15 protein-coding genes and 3 pseudogenes are annotated in these 19,548 nt (G+C 61.6%); 4 read left to right on the top strand and 14 right to left on the bottom strand.

Features of this window, described 5'->3' with window-relative positions:
- The first annotated feature begins 921 nt into the window (after nt 1-921).
- A complete protein-coding gene (locus X730_RS140135) occupies nt 922-2,985 on the top strand; it encodes a carbamoyltransferase (RefSeq protein ID WP_023827299.1) in 2,064 nt (687 codons plus the stop codon).
- A 644-nt stretch (nt 2,986-3,629) separates the two neighbouring features.
- Here X730_RS140135 and X730_RS140125 read toward each other — a convergent pair.
- Nucleotides 3,630-4,268 carry an FMN-binding negative transcriptional regulator gene (locus X730_RS140125; protein WP_023827301.1) on the bottom strand — a complete coding sequence of 213 codons (639 nt, stop codon included), beginning with the start codon at nt 4,266-4,268 and terminating at the stop codon, nt 3,630-3,632.
- 49 nt (nt 4,269-4,317) lie between these two features.
- A complete protein-coding gene (locus X730_RS140120) occupies nt 4,318-4,962 on the bottom strand; it encodes an XRE family transcriptional regulator (RefSeq protein WP_031197303.1) in 645 nt (214 codons plus the stop codon).
- 89 nt (nt 4,963-5,051) lie between these two features.
- Between X730_RS140120 and X730_RS140115 the strand changes: the two genes are divergently transcribed.
- Together X730_RS140115 and X730_RS140110 are read left to right on the top strand one after the other, a co-directional pair.
- Nucleotides 5,052-6,197 carry an aminotransferase class I/II-fold pyridoxal phosphate-dependent enzyme gene (locus X730_RS140115; protein ID WP_023827302.1) on the top strand — a complete coding sequence of 382 codons (1,146 nt, stop codon included), beginning with the start codon at nt 5,052-5,054 and terminating at the stop codon, nt 6,195-6,197.
- 548 nt (nt 6,198-6,745) lie between these two features.
- A complete protein-coding gene (locus X730_RS140110; protein WP_023704122.1) occupies nt 6,746-8,392 on the top strand; it encodes an MFS transporter in 1,647 nt (548 codons plus the stop codon).
- A gap of 407 nt (nt 8,393-8,799) precedes the next feature.
- Here the strand turns inward: X730_RS140110 and X730_RS1000000169265 are convergent.
- From X730_RS1000000169265 to X730_RS140075, 12 genes and pseudogenes are all read right to left on the bottom strand, one after another.
- A pseudogene (locus tag X730_RS1000000169265) lies at nt 8,800-9,188 on the bottom strand (nodulation factor fucose acetyltransferase NolL); the annotation flags it as partial.
- Nucleotides 9,189-9,534: 346 nt separating this feature from the next.
- Nucleotides 9,535-9,648, bottom strand: a pseudogene (locus X730_RS1000000168785) (SMC-Scp complex subunit ScpB); the annotation flags it as partial.
- Between the two features lie 827 nt (nt 9,649-10,475).
- A complete protein-coding gene (rlxS, locus tag X730_RS140100) occupies nt 10,476-12,443 on the bottom strand; it encodes a relaxase/mobilization nuclease RlxS (protein ID WP_023827303.1) in 1,968 nt (655 codons plus the stop codon).
- Between the two features lie 189 nt (nt 12,444-12,632).
- Complete coding sequence (locus tag X730_RS0134565) at nt 12,633-13,319, bottom strand: lytic transglycosylase domain-containing protein (RefSeq protein WP_023753776.1); 687 nt, start codon at nt 13,317-13,319, stop codon at nt 12,633-12,635.
- Nucleotides 13,307-13,855, bottom strand: a complete 549-nt coding sequence (locus tag X730_RS140095) for a S26 family signal peptidase (RefSeq protein WP_023827304.1) — start codon at nt 13,853-13,855, stop codon at nt 13,307-13,309. The genes X730_RS0134565 and X730_RS140095 overlap by 13 nt, the downstream gene beginning before the upstream one ends.
- Entirely contained in the window at nt 13,852-14,121 is a 270-nt protein-coding gene (locus X730_RS140090; RefSeq protein ID WP_023672373.1) for a helix-turn-helix domain-containing protein, read from the bottom strand. The genes X730_RS140095 and X730_RS140090 overlap by 4 nt, the downstream gene beginning before the upstream one ends.
- Before the next feature lie 171 nt (nt 14,122-14,292).
- A complete protein-coding gene (locus X730_RS140085; RefSeq protein ID WP_023672372.1) occupies nt 14,293-14,616 on the bottom strand; it encodes a DUF736 domain-containing protein in 324 nt (107 codons plus the stop codon).
- Nucleotides 14,613-15,809: a hypothetical protein gene (locus X730_RS1000000168790; RefSeq protein WP_245261415.1), complete on the bottom strand. Its 1,197-nt coding sequence runs from the start codon at nt 15,807-15,809 to the stop codon at nt 14,613-14,615. The genes X730_RS140085 and X730_RS1000000168790 overlap by 4 nt, the downstream gene beginning before the upstream one ends.
- A complete protein-coding gene (locus tag X730_RS1000000168795; protein ID WP_245261062.1) occupies nt 15,745-16,488 on the bottom strand; it encodes a hypothetical protein in 744 nt (247 codons plus the stop codon). Before X730_RS1000000168795 ends, X730_RS1000000168790 begins: the two co-directional genes overlap by 65 nt.
- 265 nt (nt 16,489-16,753) lie before the next feature.
- Nucleotides 16,754-17,173 (bottom strand): annotated as a pseudogene (locus tag X730_RS01000000164790) (DUF2958 domain-containing protein).
- A 246-nt stretch (nt 17,174-17,419) separates the two neighbouring features.
- Entirely contained in the window at nt 17,420-18,382 is a 963-nt protein-coding gene (locus X730_RS140080) for a zincin-like metallopeptidase domain-containing protein (protein ID WP_023753774.1), read from the bottom strand.
- A gap of 539 nt (nt 18,383-18,921) precedes the next feature.
- Entirely contained in the window at nt 18,922-19,155 is a 234-nt protein-coding gene (locus X730_RS140075) for a helix-turn-helix transcriptional regulator (RefSeq protein ID WP_023708050.1), read from the bottom strand.
- Between the two features lie 104 nt (nt 19,156-19,259).
- Between X730_RS140075 and X730_RS140070 the strand changes: the two genes are divergently transcribed.
- A complete protein-coding gene (locus X730_RS140070; RefSeq protein WP_081731646.1) occupies nt 19,260-19,541 on the top strand; it encodes a DUF2285 domain-containing protein in 282 nt (93 codons plus the stop codon).
- Nucleotides 19,542-19,548: the final 7 nt, after the last annotated feature.

Below are 19,548 nucleotides of genomic sequence, written 5' to 3' on the forward strand. Positions count from 1 at the left end.
CAGGAAGGCTAGCTACCTCCATCGCTTCGGAGACCCAGGCCCTCAGAAAACCGAACCTCCCGAGCTCAGAGGCGCTCGTGATCACAATCGCGCTGGTGCGTGGATCATTGTTCAAGGGTTTGCCGATAGGCAGGCGAGATGGCCGATCGACATGATCTTCGCCCGATGCTCTACAAACACAATGCCAGCCGCTGTCACGGAGTCGCGAAGACGAAGGCAATGTGGGTCGACGCCGATACTCATCGTTTTGGTTGACAGAGCGCTTGGAATGCCATGCGCTTCACATCGGAGTAGCCATCCGGGAAGCCTGAAGCGCTTTAAAAACGCATGTGCTGCGGCTGTTATTCATAGCGTGGATGACTTTGATCAAAACAATCGATTTCATCACCCTTCCGGAATCGTGCATGGACAAAAAAGAGCCTCACGCACCAATCACACGCTGCTCTATCGCGTGACGAAAGCTGCCTTAGGAATAATCCAAAGGAGAAAATCTTCCATGCGCCCTGACGTGCAGTGGAGGTCGTGCCGAGAAAGTGAGTTGCAACTGGCCGACAATGTCGGGCGGTGCGACCATGGTCGCTTCGGAGAATGAAATCGGGCCAGTTCACGGGGGCGGTACTGTTATTCGTCGACGGCCGCCCTTCCCAAGAACAGGCGGCATCGCAAGTTGGTTCTGCCGATGAAAACGACATTGCCGGATACATGTCAGCAGCCGCTCAGGATTGGATGATCCAGCCAAGCTCTCGGCGTGATGGCACCGTAGGTGTCACAGTCGAAGCATCTCATTGATCGTTTATGAGGCTTTCTTCGATGCCGCTGATGCCTGACGGGCGGTCGCAGCTGCAGGCGACAACACGGCCTATTTAGTTGGAACAGTCGAGGTAAGCCAATTTGGCTTCCCGTTACTATTTGGAGAAAGAAATGCTGTGTCTAGGAATCAGCGGCGGACTTGACCAAGTCCATGAAAACCGATTCGAGCGTCCGAACGCCTTTATGCACGATGGCGCCGCGGTGCTCGTCCGAGACGGAAAGGTGATAGCCGCCGTAGAAGAGGAACGCCTCAATCGAATCAAGCACTCGAACAAGCTGCCAAGTGGTTCGATTCAATACTGTCTTTCGACGGCCGGGGTTCAGCTCAGCGACATTGATCGTGTCGCGGTCTACGCCAGCGAGCCCTACGCCAACGCCATGCTTGAAGGTATGTCCGCTTCCCAACCAGACATTCTCTCCATTCCGTTGGATGCTAAAATGTTGGTGCAGAACCTGTTAGCGCGTGAGTTCGGCACTAAGTTGGACAGTTCACGTATTTCATTCGTAGGTCATCATCAGGCGCACGCCGTGAGCGCCTTTGCAATGTCGGGCTTCGAACAAAGTCTCATTCTAGCGATTGATGGCTGTGGTGATTTCCTGTCGGGCCTTGTGGCGGTAGGGTCTGGCACAGAAATTACGCAAATCGAGGCTTTCCCGGAGGACAATTCTCTTGGGCTGTTTTATCTCGAGACGATCCGCTGTCTCGGCTACGGCATGTTCGACGAGTATAAGGTAATGGGACTCGCGCCCTATGGCGACCCCGCTCCCTATCGCGAGCTCTTCGAGCAGTTGTACGAGCTCTCCGCCAACGGTGGCTACCGTGTTCACCTCGACCGCATCGGTCCGGCGTTGCTCCGCAACATCGAGATCAGGCGGAAGGGAATGCCTTTCACCCAGCAGCATCGAGATGTGAGTGCGTCACTGCAGGAAGCGCTTGAGCGGATCGTGTTCCACATTCTCCGGCACCACCGTGAGGCCACCGGCATGAAGCGGTTGTGTCTGGCGGGAGGGGTAGCCCACAACTGCACGATGAACGGCAAGCTGCTGTATTCAGGGCTTTTCGAAGACATCTTCGTGCAACCCGCGTCTCACGACGCTGGCTGCGCATTGGGAGCTGCGCTGATAGTCTCTAACGAGATGGGCCGCCCCGCGCCGCGTGAGCGACTGCAGGAGGTCTATTGGGGTCCTGATCTCGGGAGCGACCGCGCCGTGGAACAGGAACTGAATGCATGGTCCGGACATCTCGAGGTTGAACGCTCTTATGACGTAGCGAGCAGTGCAGCCCACTGGATCACCAACGGCGCCGTGATCGGCTGGGTGCAGGGTCGTTCGGAGTTTGGGCCACGTGCGCTGGGCAACCGCAGCATTCTTGCCGACCCTCGGCCCGCTGCAAACAAGGACCGGATCAATGCCATGGTCAAGAAGCGCGAAGGCTACAGGCCTTTCGCACCATCTGTGCTGGAAGAGGATGCGAGCGAATTTTTCGACCTCCCGGACGGTAAGCACGAATTTCCATTCATGAATTTCGTCGTTCGCGTGCGTGACTCAAAGCGCGCCTTGTTGGGTGCCATTACGCACGTCGACGGTACGGCTCGGCTGCAAACAGTATCGCGCGATGCCAACCCAGCTTACTGGGAGGTCATCAATGCGTTCAAGAAGCGGACAGGCACTCCAATTCTGCTCAATACGTCCTTTAACAACAATGCTGAACCGATCGTGGATACGGTTGCAGACGCGATTGCCACATTTTTGACGACAGAGCTGGATGGACTTGTGGTCGGGCCCTTCCTGGTAAAAAAACGGGCTGCAACGCTGCAGGATTGGACTGCGCTTGCGATTTCATTGCCTCCCTCAGTCTCCCTCCATCAAACCCGTGCTTACACAGCGCGAGATCATCAGGAGACTGTCTGCGAGATTATTCCGAACCACTCCAGCATTGACAGTGTGCGAATTTCAAACGACTTGTTTAATCTACTGATGCGGATCGAGGGCGAAGCCGTGTTGCGAGATCACCTCAATATGATTGAGCCGGATCAGGCCAGGCATGCAGCTCTAATGGAGGCCCTGCGAAGACTGTGGGAGCAGCGCCTGGTTCGGTTGCATCCCTCACAAGCTGGTCGGATGGATCATGGGTCCGATCAAACGCTGGACCAGCCCAATAAGCAAGCAGCCTGATAGAGATGCACCTCAAGCTCGGCCAATCAAGGGTGTTTGTCGACCCCGCCTGCGAGCTCCCGCTGTGATTACGGGGTCGTCGCCTACGCGGCGGCGCCCACCAACATCTCCATCAGTCGCTTCGGCGACAAAGCCAATCATCTCCCGTAAGAGCAAGTGCTTTCGGGCAAGGTCTGCAGGTTCAAGGAGTTCGTTGAAGGCGCCGCCAGCTGGAGCTGCGTCGAGTGCATCATCGCGCATGGTCGAGCTCGGCGCCCAAGGGAAATCGCCCAATTCGACACGCGTGCGTTTGCGCCTCATTCAAAACCGCTGCGCGGGTGGTCGAGGTGAAATCGGAAGTCCGTCTGTGCCAGCCGACGACGTTCCCGCTGCGCATCCTGCACATCGCCCTCGATCGCATTCCTCAACTCGCGACATACGACGGGGCGCAGGCGCCGGAAACGAACCCGCCCACCGCAACCTGCAAACTCCCGCCTGTCCTCACGACGGAGCAATCCTGTCGCCTGACCAGGCGCGTGGAAAAGCATCACAAGGGTGACCACAGCGTCGCTTCAGGCCGTCAAACGCTATTGCCGTGCGTCAAGGCGGACTAGGTGACCCGTCGGGAAGCCGGCACCAGCGGCTTTGTCGGGACAAGACACATGCTATTGGGATTTGACCGCCGCAGCCGCGAGCATCGCTTCTCCCATCTCAATGGCCCCTTGGGCACGCAGCATTTCGCCAGGGTTCTGAATGTCGCGCAACTCTTTGTTCTGGCTGAGTTTTGATTTTCCAACCAGGCCGGTGATCTCGATCTCCAAGGCGACGATTGCCCTGACCATCGTGTCGATGAAGTCCTTCGGCGCGTCGCCCATCTTCCATGGGACCGGCTGCGAGGCTTCTTGCATGTGAGTGAGCTTCGCCACGTTGCGGCGCACATACCGCTCATCATCCCGGACAGTGATGCGTCCGTGGGCATGGACGACGAGATAGTTCCAGGTCGGCACCTGCTTGTGGAATTCATGCTTGCTCGGATACCAGTTCGGCGAGATGTAAGCGTCGGCCTCACGGAAGATTACGAGAACCTCATCGCCATTGGCGACTTCCTCCCAGACTGGGTTCTTGCGAGCGACATGGCAATTGAGAACGCCCTTGTCTCCCTTCGAGCGGTCAAGCTCGAAAGGGAGGTGGTTCGCGTCCAGCGTGCCTTTGCTTTGGGTGACGAGGATACCGAGCGGGTGTCTCTCGATAAGGTCGAACAGGGCGTTCTGATCAGGGACGGCAAAATGAGGCGGAACGTACAACGGTTTATCTCCTGTCGCGAATGTGCGGTTGTTAGTAATCGGCGGGGCCTTACGGAACGTGCCCCTGAATCTTCGCTGCCGTCGACGAGTGCCCCGGATTTCGGTGTCCACCACGCTCAAGCACCGCCATCGTGAAGTGGGCGGGCACATCAGATGCCGCCGCATATGAGTGAGGTTGGTCAGTGACAAGCCGCGCACTCTCGCCTTCGCTTAAAATTTCCACGTGGGTACCTACCACAACGCTCAGGGCACCCTGACTGACCGAGATCAGCTCGCGCGTATCCGGACTATGAGCGTCCGCGGAAAACACGTCGCCCGGCATCATGACCCAGCTCCACAGTTCGAACATCGTGCGTCCCGAGGTCGACGAATGCAGTTGCGCAGAGCTTCCCTTGGCGCTCGTCCAAAGCCTCCTGGTCTCTGTCCGCTCGATGGGAAGGCGCACCGTGGAAGGGTGCTCGTTCAACAAATCGGCCACCGAGAGCGAAAACGCCGCCGCCAGCCGACACAGTATGCCGATACTGGGGTTCGCCCTAGCCTGCTCCAGCGCGACCACGGTTCCCTTCGATAGGCCACTTAGTTTAGCCAGGCGATCCAGGGTCAGGTTTTGGTCACGCCTCAAGTCTCGGATCCGGGCTGCTATCGCTTGCCCAAGCGCTTGCTCGGCATCAAACGCTTCCGTAACATTGGTCATTATATTGACTTGGGTCCTCGGCTCGCGTATTGCGGTCAGTATAGTGACCGGCACGAAATTGCAACTGCCCGTTAGGAAGGAAATAGCCGATGCGTTTTGAGACGAAGGCGATCCACTGCGGCCGAGGTGTCGACGCGTCCACGGGGGCCGTATCCATGCCGCTGCACACCAGCACCACGTTCGAACGAGACGCCAACGGGTCATTTCCGTCCGGCTTCGAATACACAAGGGATGGAAATCCGACACGCAATGCGTTCGAGGCGGCCATGGCGACGCTTGAGGGAGGGGGAGAGGGCATCGCCTTCGCTTCGGGCATGGCCGCAATCGCTGCAGTTTTCGAGAGCCATCCGTCGGCGGGTCGGATCGTTCTGCCGGATGACATGTATTTCGGCATTCGTTCGCTGATCGAAGAGACCGACATTGGGTCTCGCTTCGACTTTGCCCCCGTCGACATGCGCGATTTGGACGCTTTGCGCGCCGCGGTGACATCGAAGCGGACTGGCCTCGTCTGGGTCGAGACGCCGTCAAACCCGATGATCCGCGTTGTCGACATTGCGGCCATCTGCGCAATCGCGCACGAGGCAGACGCCTTGGCGGTGGTGGACAATACGTGGGCCACCCCAGTGCTTCAACTGCCACTCGAAATCGGGGCAGACGCGGTGATGCACTCGGCGACAAAGTACATTGGCGGCCACTCGGATTTGATGGCCGGTGTCGTCATTGTCCCAAACGCGTCACCCCTCGGTCGCCCATTGCGGATGGTCCAGAAACACAAGGGCAGCGTCGCAGCGCCCTTCGACTGTTGGCTGGCGTTGCGGGGCCTGCAGACATTGCCGGTCCGCATGCGCGCCCATTGCGAAGGCGCCCAGAAAGTGGCCGAGGCCCTGGCGTCTCATCCGCGCGTCGAAAAAGTGCTCTTTCCTGGTTTGCAAACTGATCCGGGACACGATCTTGCTACGCGGCAAATGAGCCATTACGGAGCGATGCTATCCTTTATCGTCGAGGGCGGAGCCGATGCTGCAATGGCCGTGGCCGGCCGCCTGAAGATTGTGGTCCGGGCGACAAGCCTTGGCGGGACGCATTCTCTGATAGAGCATCGCGCATCCGTTGAAGGTGCGAAGTCCAAAGCGCCAGGCGGATTGCTGCGAATTTCTGTAGGGCTTGAACATCCTCAGGACATTATAGATGACCTGATGCAGGCCCTAGGCGAAACCTGCAAAGCGGGAGTCCAATGACGGGTGCAAGAACTCTGGCGCCGCTTTACGTGACGGCTGGCGCAGCCGACGATCGGCAGAACAATGTTCCTGCTGAGTAGAACGCACGTCCTCTGGTGAACCGCTACCGCCGTGTCGCATTGTCTCGGGCGTGGTGGTCGCCTGGGTGATGAACGTCTTCGGGTTTCCGGACGATGGCCACGCGCTCGACCGGATAGCGGAAATACCCAGATTTGCCGTTGACCTACTGCTGCTCGACCTCGTCGGAGATCGCGGTCAACAGATGGGATGGATGTGCTGGCACTACGGCAGTTTGACAAGCCGGCCATCGGGGCGCTAGCACCGTCCAAAGCCAAGAGTCGCAGGGCAGAACTGACCGCACCCAGCGGGCTGCGGGACCCATCAGCTAACGGCCAGGTTGGTACCTCAAGGCGCATCAGCACCATGGATGTCACATTGTCCTTGTTGCGAGCGCGATTTCGGAACTTCGTTGTGACGCAGTCTGTGCACAGAGCGCACCGCTGTAAGCAAATGAGCGGACGAACGACACCCAGTGGAGGAGAGAAGTGATGCGGCGTCAAGATCCTCCGCGCTTTGCGGCAAACACACTGATCCCTCTTCACAACCCGGTCTTTCGTTCTATCTGGACAGCCACGCAGATATCCAGCCTTGGCTGGCTGGTGCAGAGCGTGGCTATAAGCTGGCTCATGGCGACGATTTCAGCCTCCGATCTAATGGTTGCGCTCGTACAGGCTGCATCGACACTGCCCGCGTTCTTCTTGTCGATCCTTGCTGGAGCCATTGCAGACAGCTTCAGCCGCCGCGGCGTGATGCTTGCCGGACACTGCCTTATCGCACTGGCATCCACGGCGCTGGCACTCGCTGTGGGACTGGGCTTTGTTAGTCCATGGCTGATCCTGGGACTGAGTTTCTTGGCCGGATGCGGCTTTGCCTTGAACGATCCAGCATGGCACGCGTCGGTAGGCGATATCCTGGAAAAGCGCGACATACCCGCCGCAGTGACGCTGATGTCGGTGGGCTACAACGTGGTTCGGAGCATAGGACCGGCGCTGGGCGGTGTAATCTTAGCTTTGCTAGGCCCCCTTACGGCTTTCGCCCTCGCTGCGCTGAGTGACCTGGTCCCGTTGAGCGCTGTTCTGCGCTCAAAGTGGCAAGTTCGCTTTTCGCCTCTTCCGCGCGAGCGGATGACTACGGCCATTCATGATGGCATGCGATTCACGGCAATATCCTCCGAGATCAGAGTGGCGATTGTGCGTGCAACCCTATTCGGGCTGTCAAGCATCTCGATCCTTGCTCTGCTCCCCCTCCTGGTTCGCGACCAGCTGGCGGGAGGGCCAATTGTTTACGGGGTGCTATTGGCTGGCTTCGGCACAGGCGCCTTCATAGCCGGCATTGGCAGCAGCTACTTGAGACGCATTACGTCCCAGAACCGATTGATCACGCTCGCATCCGTTGCTTGCGCAACGTGTTGCCTTTTGATGGCCCTCACATCGTCGGTGGCTGTGGCGGCGATCGCGCTTGCAATCGGTGGCGCTGGCTGGGTTGTCACCTGGACCGGAACCGACGTGTGTGTGCAGTTGGCAAGCCCAAGGTGGGTCGTTGGTCGGACCCTGTCCATCTATTACGCCCTGACCTACGGCGGCATGGCAGCGGGCAGCTGGATCTGGGGTGCTGTCGCGCAGTACTATTCGCTGACGTGGGCTTTGGAAGGTGCTGCAGCGGCACTGTTGCTGGTCGCGGCTGTGGGAAAGCTATTGCCAGTGCGGCTATGGGAGGAATCGGATCAAGCGGCCGTCGACTTCAGGCCACCAGAACTGGCCCTCCCTTTGAAACCCAGGAGCGGTCCGATCGTGATCAAGGTGGAGTACTCGATACCCGAGGAGAGTATCGATGAATTTCTGAGCTGCATGCGCGAAAGGCGGCGCGTTCAGAGCCGCGCCGGTGCGCGGGACTGGACCCTCCAGCGCGACCTTCAGAAGTCGACGCTTTGGACCGAGACATTCCGCACGCCGACATGGACGGACTATCTTCGTCTAAACCATCGGCTGACGGTGAATGACAGGGAGGTAGGCGAGCGCCTTGCCGCTCTGCACATGGGTGATTCTCCGCCTCGCATCTCACTTTCAATCGAGCGGTCGACAAGCCCCGCCCCCGGCAGCCAAGTCCAGCCTGTGCCTTTTGTATCGCGCCCGTGAGAAAACCAAGACTTGTCTGGGCTTGGACACGGAACGAGCTACTCCTTAATTTGTCGAGCCTGCCCGGATTGCAAATCGTTCCGGCCGGTTAGGCGAGCATGAGGATTCGCGCGGCAATTATGTCAATCACGGGTCCCATGTTCAGCCCGCCCCCCTCTGCCGCCAGATCGGCTTGAGCACGGATTCAGGTCGCCTGTCCTTTGCATAGCGGCGGGCAACGAATAGCAAGGGGGCGGAGGGTATCCCCGTCTGCGAAGCGGGCGGAGGAGGAATCCGCAAGGCGGGTTGCTGGGGAGAGGGGCCGCGCGCCTCTTTCCGCCTCACTTAGAAAACGTGCGGCCAAGCACGTTCATGTCGGCCGTGGGCGGCCGCAACAATTGCCTACAAGGCGCAAGCGTCGTCACATATTAAGCGTAGCCGCGCGACAACCATCCGTGGTCACGCCTGCGAATTGTCAAGCGGAGACAACGATCGCGGCACCAAGCAAAGTGGCGAACCCGATTCTGCTCGGGAGATCCCAAAGCTCTCCGAACCCTATTAGATCCATGAAGCGAAACACCGCGCCCTGAAGCAGGTAAAGCAGCAGTGTGCTCTGACCAAGCTCCACCGCAACAAAGCGAGCTACGCGAGTTGAATGGCCAACTCTCCAGCATAGGAACATAAGCTGCATTGTGACTGCAGAAGTTGCTACGGAGCCAATGAACATCAGCAACACTTGTCTCGCCGACTCTCCATCGTAGATCGAAACGAGATTGTTGTAGACGTAAGTCTCCCTTCCCCAAACAAGAAAGCACACTCACGGCGTGCCGAGCAGCTTGGCCAAGGAGCCGCACTGGGGCCTCCGGAGTGAGTGTTATCGCTCAAGCAGCCACGTCGGCGCGGCCTAAAATCTTCGATGAGCGCGTCAGGAGAGCGTCGATCTCCACATTTCTTCCAGGAGATCGTCCCCACATCATCATGGCCACGGCTCTAACGGGCTGGTGCCCTCCCTTTCCCGTTTTTTGTCTCGATGCTCGGTTGCGCCGCCCGCCGGGGCAAGGCAAAAAAATCGTCGAGGCTGAGCCCCCACCGCGGCTTCGGCGAAATATTCATCCACGGGTTCGCATCACCGCGGGCAGCGGGCGAGTTCGTCGATAGGAGTGCGGATGGAAGTAGGCGATGCACATCGTCACCAGCGGCTCAGATTGTGTGAGGTCCACGGCTCGCTGGTTTCCGCCGACGGCGGCGCGGACGGCATCGGTATGCGCAGAGCGGGTCCGTCGGCTTGGCGTCAGTTTCGGGGCAAGGGGCTATTGCTGGTCGCGCGGCGCTGAGTTGGGCGGAAGGATCGACGGCGCAACCCGGGGCTCCCGCGCGACGAGCAGGTTCTTTTCCCGGTCTGACCTGGCCTCGACTCCAGATGTCGCGATGACCGACGTGACCGGCGCGATTGAACGGGTCTCATGCCCAAAGCTGCCTCGGTGCCCAGTAGCGGCACCGCATGACCCACCCGGCGCTGCTCGAAGTAAACCGCGGCCAGCCAACATCCGAAGGTGCGCCAGACCCGATGTCGCGGCGGCCTGATGGCTCCGGCGCCGTGCGCGGCAGAAAGCTGCCGATCTCGTCTGGCATGGTCGCTGACCGCATCGTCACCCGGGCCATCGCAGCGACTTTTCTCCGTTACAAAGTCCCCGCGGGACGGACTGCCAGTTCACGCCAGGGCCAACAGCACCCGCAGGGGCGACCGCCGCGTCTGCCGGTCCTGCGAGTAGAATAAGATCGGGAAGTGCGGCTTCATCCTCGATGCCAGAGCTCGCTTCGCCGTACCGCGGCCGCCATAGCCCCTTGCGCTATCACGAGTCAGCCCACCTTTCTATTGGCAGCCATCGGGAGCCGATCCGCAACCACAGGGCGGCACCTGTCGGCCCGGCTTCCGTGTCAACGCAGAACATGATGCATATTCCCAGCGCTTTTTGACAGAGCGAACTACAAAATGCAGAACACTGACTCTCCGCCAAATGAATGCTGCGAGCAAGCAGCAGGCGGAGGAACTCCGTCTGGGCTGAGTACCTGTTTCAACGTGGACAAATAAATTGTAGCCAGTTCACGAAACGCCAGGCCCGCTCCTCTGCCGTCCGATCGTCCAGGAAATCCCCTCGGCGCGCACCACGCCAGACACCTCCTTGCCGATATGATGCTCAAGCACCGGCCGCCAGGGCACCAGCGTGAACTCGCGCGATTTCTCGATGACAGCGTATTTTCCGCCGGCGAGCTCGACGCAGCGGCGCAGCGTACCGTCTATTCGATTGCCATGCTGCGCTTCAGAATACGAGAGCCCGAGTTCGTCCGAGAGCTGACTGGCAACACGGTTCAGCTCTCGTTGGCGCAGCATTGAAAGCATGTTGGCGCGATAGATGACCCGATCCTGCGCATCATGGGCAAGACCTTGCGCGATCAGCCACTGCTGTCGGCGGGCCTGGACCTGACGTACTTCTCGACCGAAGCCAGAGTCGCGCAAGGACTCAGGGTGGGCTGATACCAGCTCCTGGTCGATCCAGGTGGCGCCGTCAAAGCCTACTTGGCTCTCCAGCGGCATTGATGAGAGCTTGTCGACGACAACAGGCTGGGCCCTCGCTCGTTGACGCTCGTAATCCGCGACGCGGTTGAGATGGTCGGGCGCGACTGTCCATGTGCCGTCCGGCTCGCGCTCGACGCCACCGGTCGCACGGCGGATCGCCTCCAGTCGCCGCACGTGCGTTTCGGCAAAGCGTTCGGTGGCCGAGGGGTCATGCTTGAGATGGATATCGATGCTGTAGCGCCCGTCGTTGACCGTGGCGATGCCGGCAATTGTGCGGTCGACTTTTCTTGGCCCGGTGTCCCTCGGCCTGATCCGCACTATGCAGCCTTCTGGTGTCGGTTGGGTGGCCTCGCCTTTGCCGATATCAAAATAGTGGCTTTTGCCGTCCACGCCGTCGACGACGAGGTAATGGCGGTCAGTGATTTCGTCGGCCAGCCCGCGCCCGACGACACGTCCGACCACGGTTTGGGCCGACCCGTCGGATCGATCGTGGATAAGATAGTCGGCGGCACTGCGGACGAGCCCCTTGCCGGTCAGCTCGCGATGGATGGTCTTGACAATGTCGCCGCGCTCGCCGATGCGGCGTAGCGTGGCTTCGAGCTCATCCTCCAGGCGCCAGCGACCCGAAGGCATCTCCTCGGCAAGGCCCATCCGCTCGAGCTTGCGCAGGCGGCCCTGGTGCAGCGTCTGGCGAAAGGTGTCTCGGCTGGCTGGTGAGACATGCCCCTCGTCGCGCATGCGCATCAGCTGCCGGTCGATGCTGGTGAAGCGTTCCTGCTCCATCTCCTGGCGCAAGCGCTGCTCGATCTCGCGGTCGGTGCGCGGGCCAAGGTCGAGGCTAACCAGTTCGGCTGCGCGCTCGCGCAGGCCAGAGGAGATGTAGTCCCGCGCGATGACGAGGTTTTCGCCGTGATCGTCCCTGCCGCGCACGATGATGTGGGTGTGAGGATGGCCGGTGTTGAAATGGTCGACGGCCACCCAGTCTAGCCTGGTGCCGAGGTCTTCTTCCATTTGCGCCATGAGGCCCCGGGTGAGCAGCTTCAGGTCATCATACTCGATACCGTCTTCAGGGGCGACGATGAAGCGGAACTGATGACGGTCACCGTTCGCGCGATCGAGAAAGGCCCTGCCGTCCGCGTGGTCTTTGTCGGCAGCGTAGAGCTCGCCACGCTCGCCTTCCCGGGTGACGCCGTCGCGCTGGAGGTAGCGGAGGTGCGCACGAGCTCCGTCGACTCCCTTGCCGGCCAGCTTGACGATGCGTGCCTTGACGACTGCGCGCCGCTGCCGAAACGCCGCGTGGCGGTCGCGTGCTCTAAGAACGGCGGCAGCAGCCCCGCCGCGCCCCACCCGGCTTCCGATGAAGCGGCTGCCGCGTCCGCTCCTGCCGCCTGCTCGGTTGACCGCGGCCTGGACCTGGCCAGCGTAGCGTTTGCCCGCCTTCGAGCCGCGCGAGCCAATTTTGCCGAGCCTCGGCGTGAATTCGTCATCCTGCATGCGGCCTCCGATGAACCAGCAGCAAAATCAGAGGCTTGCGCGCCAGACCCTCCTGGACCCGCAGGCAACCTCCTGGGAAAACGATGTGCAGACAAACACTTCGCCGCCTCAGGAGGCGATGCCTTTATCTTGCCTTCCGCGGACCTGCCTCCCTGCCCCCCCCCGCCCGAACCGCGGTAGCCGCTGCCCTCACCTGCGATCCGGCCGGCCTGACCTTGCTCGCTCCGATCCGAGCGGCACCAGGAGTTGGCCATTCGGGCCGGTCACGGAAACACCGTTTCGGAGGAAAAACAGCGACTGCCCGGAAGGGATTCCCGGCGCGCTTTTGGAACGGGATTTGTCGGTGAGCGCGTCCATATCAGCGGCCGAAATGCCCGCCGCCTTGACCTCTTCCAGATACGAAACCGTCTCGCTGGGCAGTGGCCGCCCACGCTGCAAATGCTGTTCGTAGCGCTCCGGCCCGGCGTTATAGGCTGCAAACAGGCCTGGAAATCCGAAGCGGTCATACATGGCGCGCAGATAGGCAGTGCCTGCCAGAATGTTGTCGCGAGGGTCGTGCGGGGCGGCTCCCAGGCCAAGCTCTGCGCGCAACTCCTCGTAGGTGCCTGGCATCACCTGCATCAGGCCAATGGCACCGGCGCTCGACGTGACCGGCCGTCCATTGAGCCTTGTCTGCCCCCGGCTTTCGGCATCCATGACGGCATAAATCCAAGTCTGTGGAATGCTGAAACGCCGGCTTGCTTCGGCTACGAAGGGCTGCCATCTTGCAAGCTGCGGACTATGGGAGATGACGACCGGCTTCGTGTTGGTCGCCGCGGAACAGGAGCATGGTGCGAGAGACACCATGCCCAGCATCAGGAGGGTCACTCGGTCCATAGCGGCACGAGCCTCCCGATGATATTTTCGGTCGGCACCGGCCCGAAATAGCGGCTGTCGAACGAGCGATTTTCGTCGCTGCCGAGTAGGAAAACCTCGGCAGCGGCGAGCTTTCGGCAGGCATTCCACGAAGGCAGCGGACGGTGCTGCGTGTCGGTTGCAAGCCGGCGCGCGACAATCTCGCCGCCGATGATGATGGCGTCGCCGAAGGCGCAGACGTGCTCGCCAGCCAGCGCGGCAAGGTGCTTGACCAGCGGCACGTTGCTGGGCAGATAGAAGCGTTCGGCGGCCAGATCGACGACCGGTTTTGGCGGGCGGACGAGTACGAGATCACCAAGAGCCGGCGATCCGGACGCGACGCGATAGAGGCCGACCGGCGCACTCGCCGAGGCGTTCCAGACCAGCCAGGGCGATGGTTTGCCGAAGGCGGCGAAGCCGATCAGGGCAAGGCCCATCGTGGCCATGGCGATCGTCTTGCGCGCCCGAATGCGCCGCAGATGGCTGCCGATCAGATGGATGGTGAGACGCCGGCTCATGAGCGGCCTCCCTCGCCGGCCGAGCCGGAATCGTGCCCGCCGTCCTCGGGCCCGGTCTCCTGCGCGTGCCCCTTCGACCAATCGTCGAGTTCGTCGATGTGATAGCGGACATAGCGGCCGTGCTTGCGGAATTGCGGGCCGCCGCCTTTGAGGCGCATCTTCTCCAGCGTGCGCTGGGACAGCCCGATATAGAAGGCCGCTTGCGCGGTATTGAGAAACGGACTGCCCTTCTTGGCGCGGGCTGCGCGTTCGTTTTCGTCGTCCATGATGATCCTCGTTTCGCTACGGACAAGCGAAGGCGAGGATCGGCGAGCGAGATCGTTTTGGGGACGGGCGAAGAGTGGGGGGCGAGTTTTCGCCGCCCCCTTCGGCGGCCTCACGGGTCCTGAGAGAGGACCCCGCGCCGGTGGCGGCGCGGGGCTTTCCGGATCGGCCGGTTAGTCGACCGGGTTCCAGATGATGGCGTAAGTGTCGTCGTCATCCTGGCCGGCGGCGCGGCCGAGATTGGCGTAGAGCTTGCGGGGGCCAAACTCGGGGGCGGCAATCGACAGGCTCACATAGTCCTTGCCGGAGGTCTCGCCGGTGCGGATCCAGCCCGCACCCACTTCGACCCCTTGCGTCAGCACCCGGAAGTCGGGATGGGTGTCGGCGCTCTTTGCCTGATTGGGCACGATATCGATGTCGGCGCGGACGCTGAGCGTCTTGAGCTGGCCCTTGTAGCCGCCGTTTTCCTGTTTGGTGACGTATCCGATCGCGGTCATTTCCAGTCTCCTCCTGGTGCTCGCAAGGGACCATTCCCCTGCGATGGCGGACCGTGATGGGCGCGTCCGGACCGCCGGAACCGGGACGGCCGCAGCGATAGCGGAGGACCCGCGCGGGCAGCTTTTTTGAAGCGAAGCGGCGCGAGGAAGCCGCCGCAGGCGGCGGGGAAAAAAGCTGCCGGCGAGGGTTTCGGGCGGGCCTGATCCGCCCATAGGTCGACAAGCCAGCCGCAGGGAATGGTCCCCGAGACACAATGGAGACAGGTGGCGCGATCGGTGACACAAGAAGCCGGCCGCAATGCAGAGCGCCGGCTGCGCGGGCTCTGTCGGCAACCGGATCGGACAATTGGCCCCATGGGCCTTTGGCGCCTCAGCAAGCAACCCGGCGCGGTGCGGGGCTGCCGAAATGGGGCGAACTGGCGTCGGAATTTCTCGCGCGCGGCACTGGCTCGACAAGACGCCCAATCGGCAGCCGGCGTGGCCCGTAGCGGCGCGCGCGACCTGAGCGGCGGTAATCGAGAGAACCGCCGCTCGGGCCCTGATCGACTATTCGCGCACGAACAGCGGCTGCACTTGTGTCCACTGATCGGCGGTGCGGAGCCGCTGCGGCTGGTGTAGCTTTCGGCCGGGAATTTCATCCAGCGCGGCAGCCAGGTCTCGACCCAGGGGCGGCCATTCTCGCCCGCCAGGAAGTCGCGGATGATGTTCTTTTGCGTCTTGACCTTCTCGGCGACATTGCCGTCCGCGACCAGCTTGCCGCCGACGTCGGCCAGCATCGAATTGGCGATTTCCTTGTCGCGCAAGAGGTAGGCATCGTCCGGTTGCCACCATATGCCCATGTCGACGTTCAGGTGGTTGCCGAGCGCCTCGACGACGGCGCTGCCGGCTGCAAGCGTCTCGGCCATGACAAGGGTGAGAACGCGCATGACATCGTCTTCGCAGAGCGCCAAGAGGCGCGCGAACACGCCGGCGATAGCAACGGCGTCGCCATTGCCGCCGGCGACCAAGCTATCCTCATCCGGTGATCCGAGCAGGGCCAATACCTCGCGCCGCTTTTTGCCGAATGCGGCTTCAGCCTTGCAGCCGGCAAGGCTGGCAGTCACCGTCTCGTTGGCTGCGCGCTGCGGCTCAGGCCGCACCTGCCACAGGCCCGAACCGGTGATGGCGTGCGCCACCACGAGGCGCAGCGCCACGGCGGGATGGTCGAGCATGGCCGCGCGCACGGCGGCATGGCGATGCAGATCGATATAGTTGTGCATCGGGCCGGTGACTTCGGGGCGCGGCAGCTTGGCGGCTGTTTCTTCTTGCTCGCCGCCCTCGCGGGCGCGGCGGGCTTCCTTGCGTGACAGCCAGCCCTCGTGACACTCGACCTCGCCGCGATGCGAGACAGTGATGACGATCTTGCCGCCCTTCTTCTTCGGGGTCTTCTCGTGGTCCATGCGTGGAAATACTGGCCCGGTTCCAGCGCACAACCTCGCTCCAGCCCTCGTTGAGATAGGTGTCGCGTTTGGTGGCAATCGCTTCGTTCTGCTTTTGCCAGAACAGGTCGGCATCGGCGAAATAGCTGTCGTCGCCGAACAGGTCCGAGGTGATCAGGCCGGGATACTCCTCGATGGCAAACAGTGCCACCTTGGTGGAAATCGACTGGCCGCCGAACAGCCATTGCTTCAATTGATAGCCACGCGGTGCGTATTGATCGGGATCGGCACAGAGTGCCAGCCAGTCCTTCTGCTGCGCCTTGGAAGACATGGTGAGATGGCGCACCGGCTCGGTGTCGATCTCCTCGCGCCGATAGGCTTCGCGGATTTTGGGCAAGAGGTCGCCAAGCGCCAGAATGCGTTTGACCTTGAGATCAGTGATGCCGAAGGTCACAGCGATGTCGAGAACGGTGCGGCCTTGCCTGACAAGCCGCGAAACGTCTCCCATTGCCATACTTCGTCAGGATCGAGGCGGGCGAGGTTTTCGATCAGGAAGCTTCGAGCGCATCGGCGTCGTCACCGTCCTCCATGATGGCGCAGGGCAAGGGATCGCCTTCACCGCGCTCGTCGGCAAGCGATTTCGCGGCGAAATAGCACCGCCTGCCGGGTTGTCCCCGCCGCGGAGGCCGAAGGCCGACGCGGCGGGACGGTTTTTGCGCCTATCGGCGCTGCTGTTCCGCCGTGTCGGGCGGAAGCTCGGAATGGGGCTTTGATAGGGCGTCTGCTGCCTGCCGCAGCAGTCGCTCGGCCTCGGTGACGTGGCCGCAAAATGCGGGCGGCTTCGGCATGGACGGAGATCGGAAAGCGCGCCTGGAAATGCAGGTCGCGCTCTATGCCGAGGCCAAGCGGCCTTTTACGGATGCAAGCTCGGCCAGACTGACGCTGCCAAGTTCGGGGAAGCCGAAGCCGAGATCGCAAAGACCGAACAGCGTGTCGCCATCGGCGTCGAGTTCGCTCAGAAGCGAGGTCGCGGCACCTGTCGGATCCAACAGTTTCACAACGGGAAAATGGTCGATGTCGGCGCCGGCGGCGCCATGGGCGAGCAGTCGTGCGCGCAGTGGATTGGTGATCAGTATCATGGAAAGACTCCTTGTCAGAACGGGTCGCGTTGACTTCTTGCGTCCGGCGGGAGAAAGGTTCACCGGACCTTCCTCTGATCCGCCTCCCCATTAGAGACCGACCTCGAGCAGCTTTGCGCCGCGCGCGGACACATCGGCGCGTCCATCAGGAGGGTTTGCCCGCGTGGTGATCGGCTGGACGCCGGGAATGAGCGTCTGCTCCTTTGCGGCGTCGGCTCGGTCGCGGTCAGTTGAGGTCGCGCATCGTCATGCCGCAATGCCTTCTTGCGCCTCGCCTTCCGCATCGGCCGGAAGGCCAAACAGGAAATCAGCGGCCTTCGAAGCTAGGCTGGCGGCACGGAATATAGCGCGGTTGTCCTCGCGCAGCACCTTCAGCCATGAGCCGATGTAATCGGCGTGACGCACGGTCGGCTCGATGCCGAGATTGCTGCAGACGAAGGCGGCAGTGATTTCGGCGACCAATTCTTCACGCGCGTAGGCCTTGGAGCCGAACGAGCCGGAGAGGTCGCGAGCAAGCCGCGTCGGGTGGCCGGTCCAGTGGCCTAGCTCGTGAAAGCAGGTCCGGTAATAGTCGATCTGCTGATGGAACGCTGGCTGCGGCGGCACCTGAATGTGGTCGCTGCACGGCATGTAGAAAGCGCGATCGCCGCCGACCCTGAAATCCGCACCGCTGGCGAGAATGAGCGTCTCGGCCTGCGGCACGATCTCGCACTGTGGCAGCGGCTCGGCAGGGGCATGGAGGTGTTCCGGAAGATTGTCGCATTGCGCGACATTGAAGACGGTAAAGCGCTTCAGAAAAGGCACGGCCTGTGGTGCATCGCCCTCGTGGCGTGCGCGCTCCTTCTCGTTCTTTGGGACAAAGCGGTCGGCATGCACGATCGTCGTGCCGCGCTCGCCCTTCCTGACATTGCCGCCCAGGGCAAGCGCCTGCCGGAAGGTCAGCCATTTCTGGCTGGGATAGCTGCGCTCGATGACGGCGCCCCACAGGATGAGGATATTGATGCCGGAATAGGTGCGCCCCGTGGACGCATTCCTCGGCAGGCCGAGGCCTGCTTTTGCGCTGCCCCATGGCTTGACCCATGGCACGGTGCCGCGCTCCAGCTCGGCAATGATGCGGTCGGTGATCTCCTGATAGAGGCTTGCGCCTGGGCGCCTGCCCTTGCCTGCGCCAGCCTCTCCGCTGGTGGTACGCTTGCTGTTTGCACGCATGTGTTATCCTCCGCTCGCCAATCGCCGCGCCTTTCCCCGGAAGCGGGGTGGGCGGCGAGTCGCGACCGGAAAGGCCCGCCGTGGTAGGCGGACCGCATCCGAAGGACCGGAACGAAGAGGAGGACCCTGAGCGGCACGCGAAGGGTTGCGGGCTGCCGCGGCGGGTCTAGAAGGGAGTGCCGCCCGCCCCGCGCCACCGGGAAAGGCCAACAGACAAACCGCGCCGCCCGCAAGGGCGGCGGCCGTCACAGCCCGAAGGGCTGCCCACGCCAAGGGGCGAAGCCGAATGGCCGAGACCGCCTGAGCTTGCCGAAGAAAAGCGGGCTCGGTTCACGAGCACCTGGTGCGCGTCGTCAGGCGCGCGGGCGCCCGCCAAGTTTTTTCGCACATGGTCAGGCGCCGCAGTTACGTCGAGAACCAAAAGGCATCGGCGCCGTGCGCGCTGCTTCCTCCGAAAACCAGCGCTCGCCTTTCAACAAATTGAGGCGTTGTCCCACTCAATATTCCTGTCCGTGATCATGATAGATGCGGCGCGCCCGCTAGGACCGGAGGCTGGAGAGAATCTCGCACGGATCAGCGTCAAGGGCCGCAGTTATGTCGAGAAACTCGATGACATCGAGACGCCGCTCTGCGCCCTCGTACTTGGCCACGAAGGATTGGGGACGACCAAGCTTGTCAGCCAGCTGCTTCTGGGTCAGGCCTTTGGCCTTGCGCAGCAAAACCAGCCGGGCCAGGAACCGCTGGTGGCGGGGCGATCGAAGGGATTTGGGCATGGAGGCGAACCGGTCGGGTAAAGACCGGATCAGCGACTAATCCCGGTTTCGGATTATCCCATTTTGGGATATACTGCCTGCGCTCACAGGCGAGGTTCGCAGGCATGAATGGACCAATGGGAACAGATGAGACTCGAAGCTCAAGTTTGAGCGATGAAGTCCCCTGGTCGGAGAACCTCACGAGCTACGACAGGGAGCATTTCACGATCTACCTGCGGATCCTGGATGCCTGCGCCGAGAATGCCAGCGAAAAGGAGATGGCCGAGCGCATCCTCGGCATCGACCCGTCCATTGACCCGGTCCGCGCCCGCAAAGCTCTTCGCAGCCATATCGACCGTGCGAACTGGATGGTGACGACCGGCTACAAGGAACTGTTCGCCGGCTGATGCACAG

Source organism: Mesorhizobium sp. L103C131B0, assembly GCF_000502275.1.
Classification (GTDB): Bacteria; Pseudomonadota; Alphaproteobacteria; order Rhizobiales; family Rhizobiaceae; genus Mesorhizobium.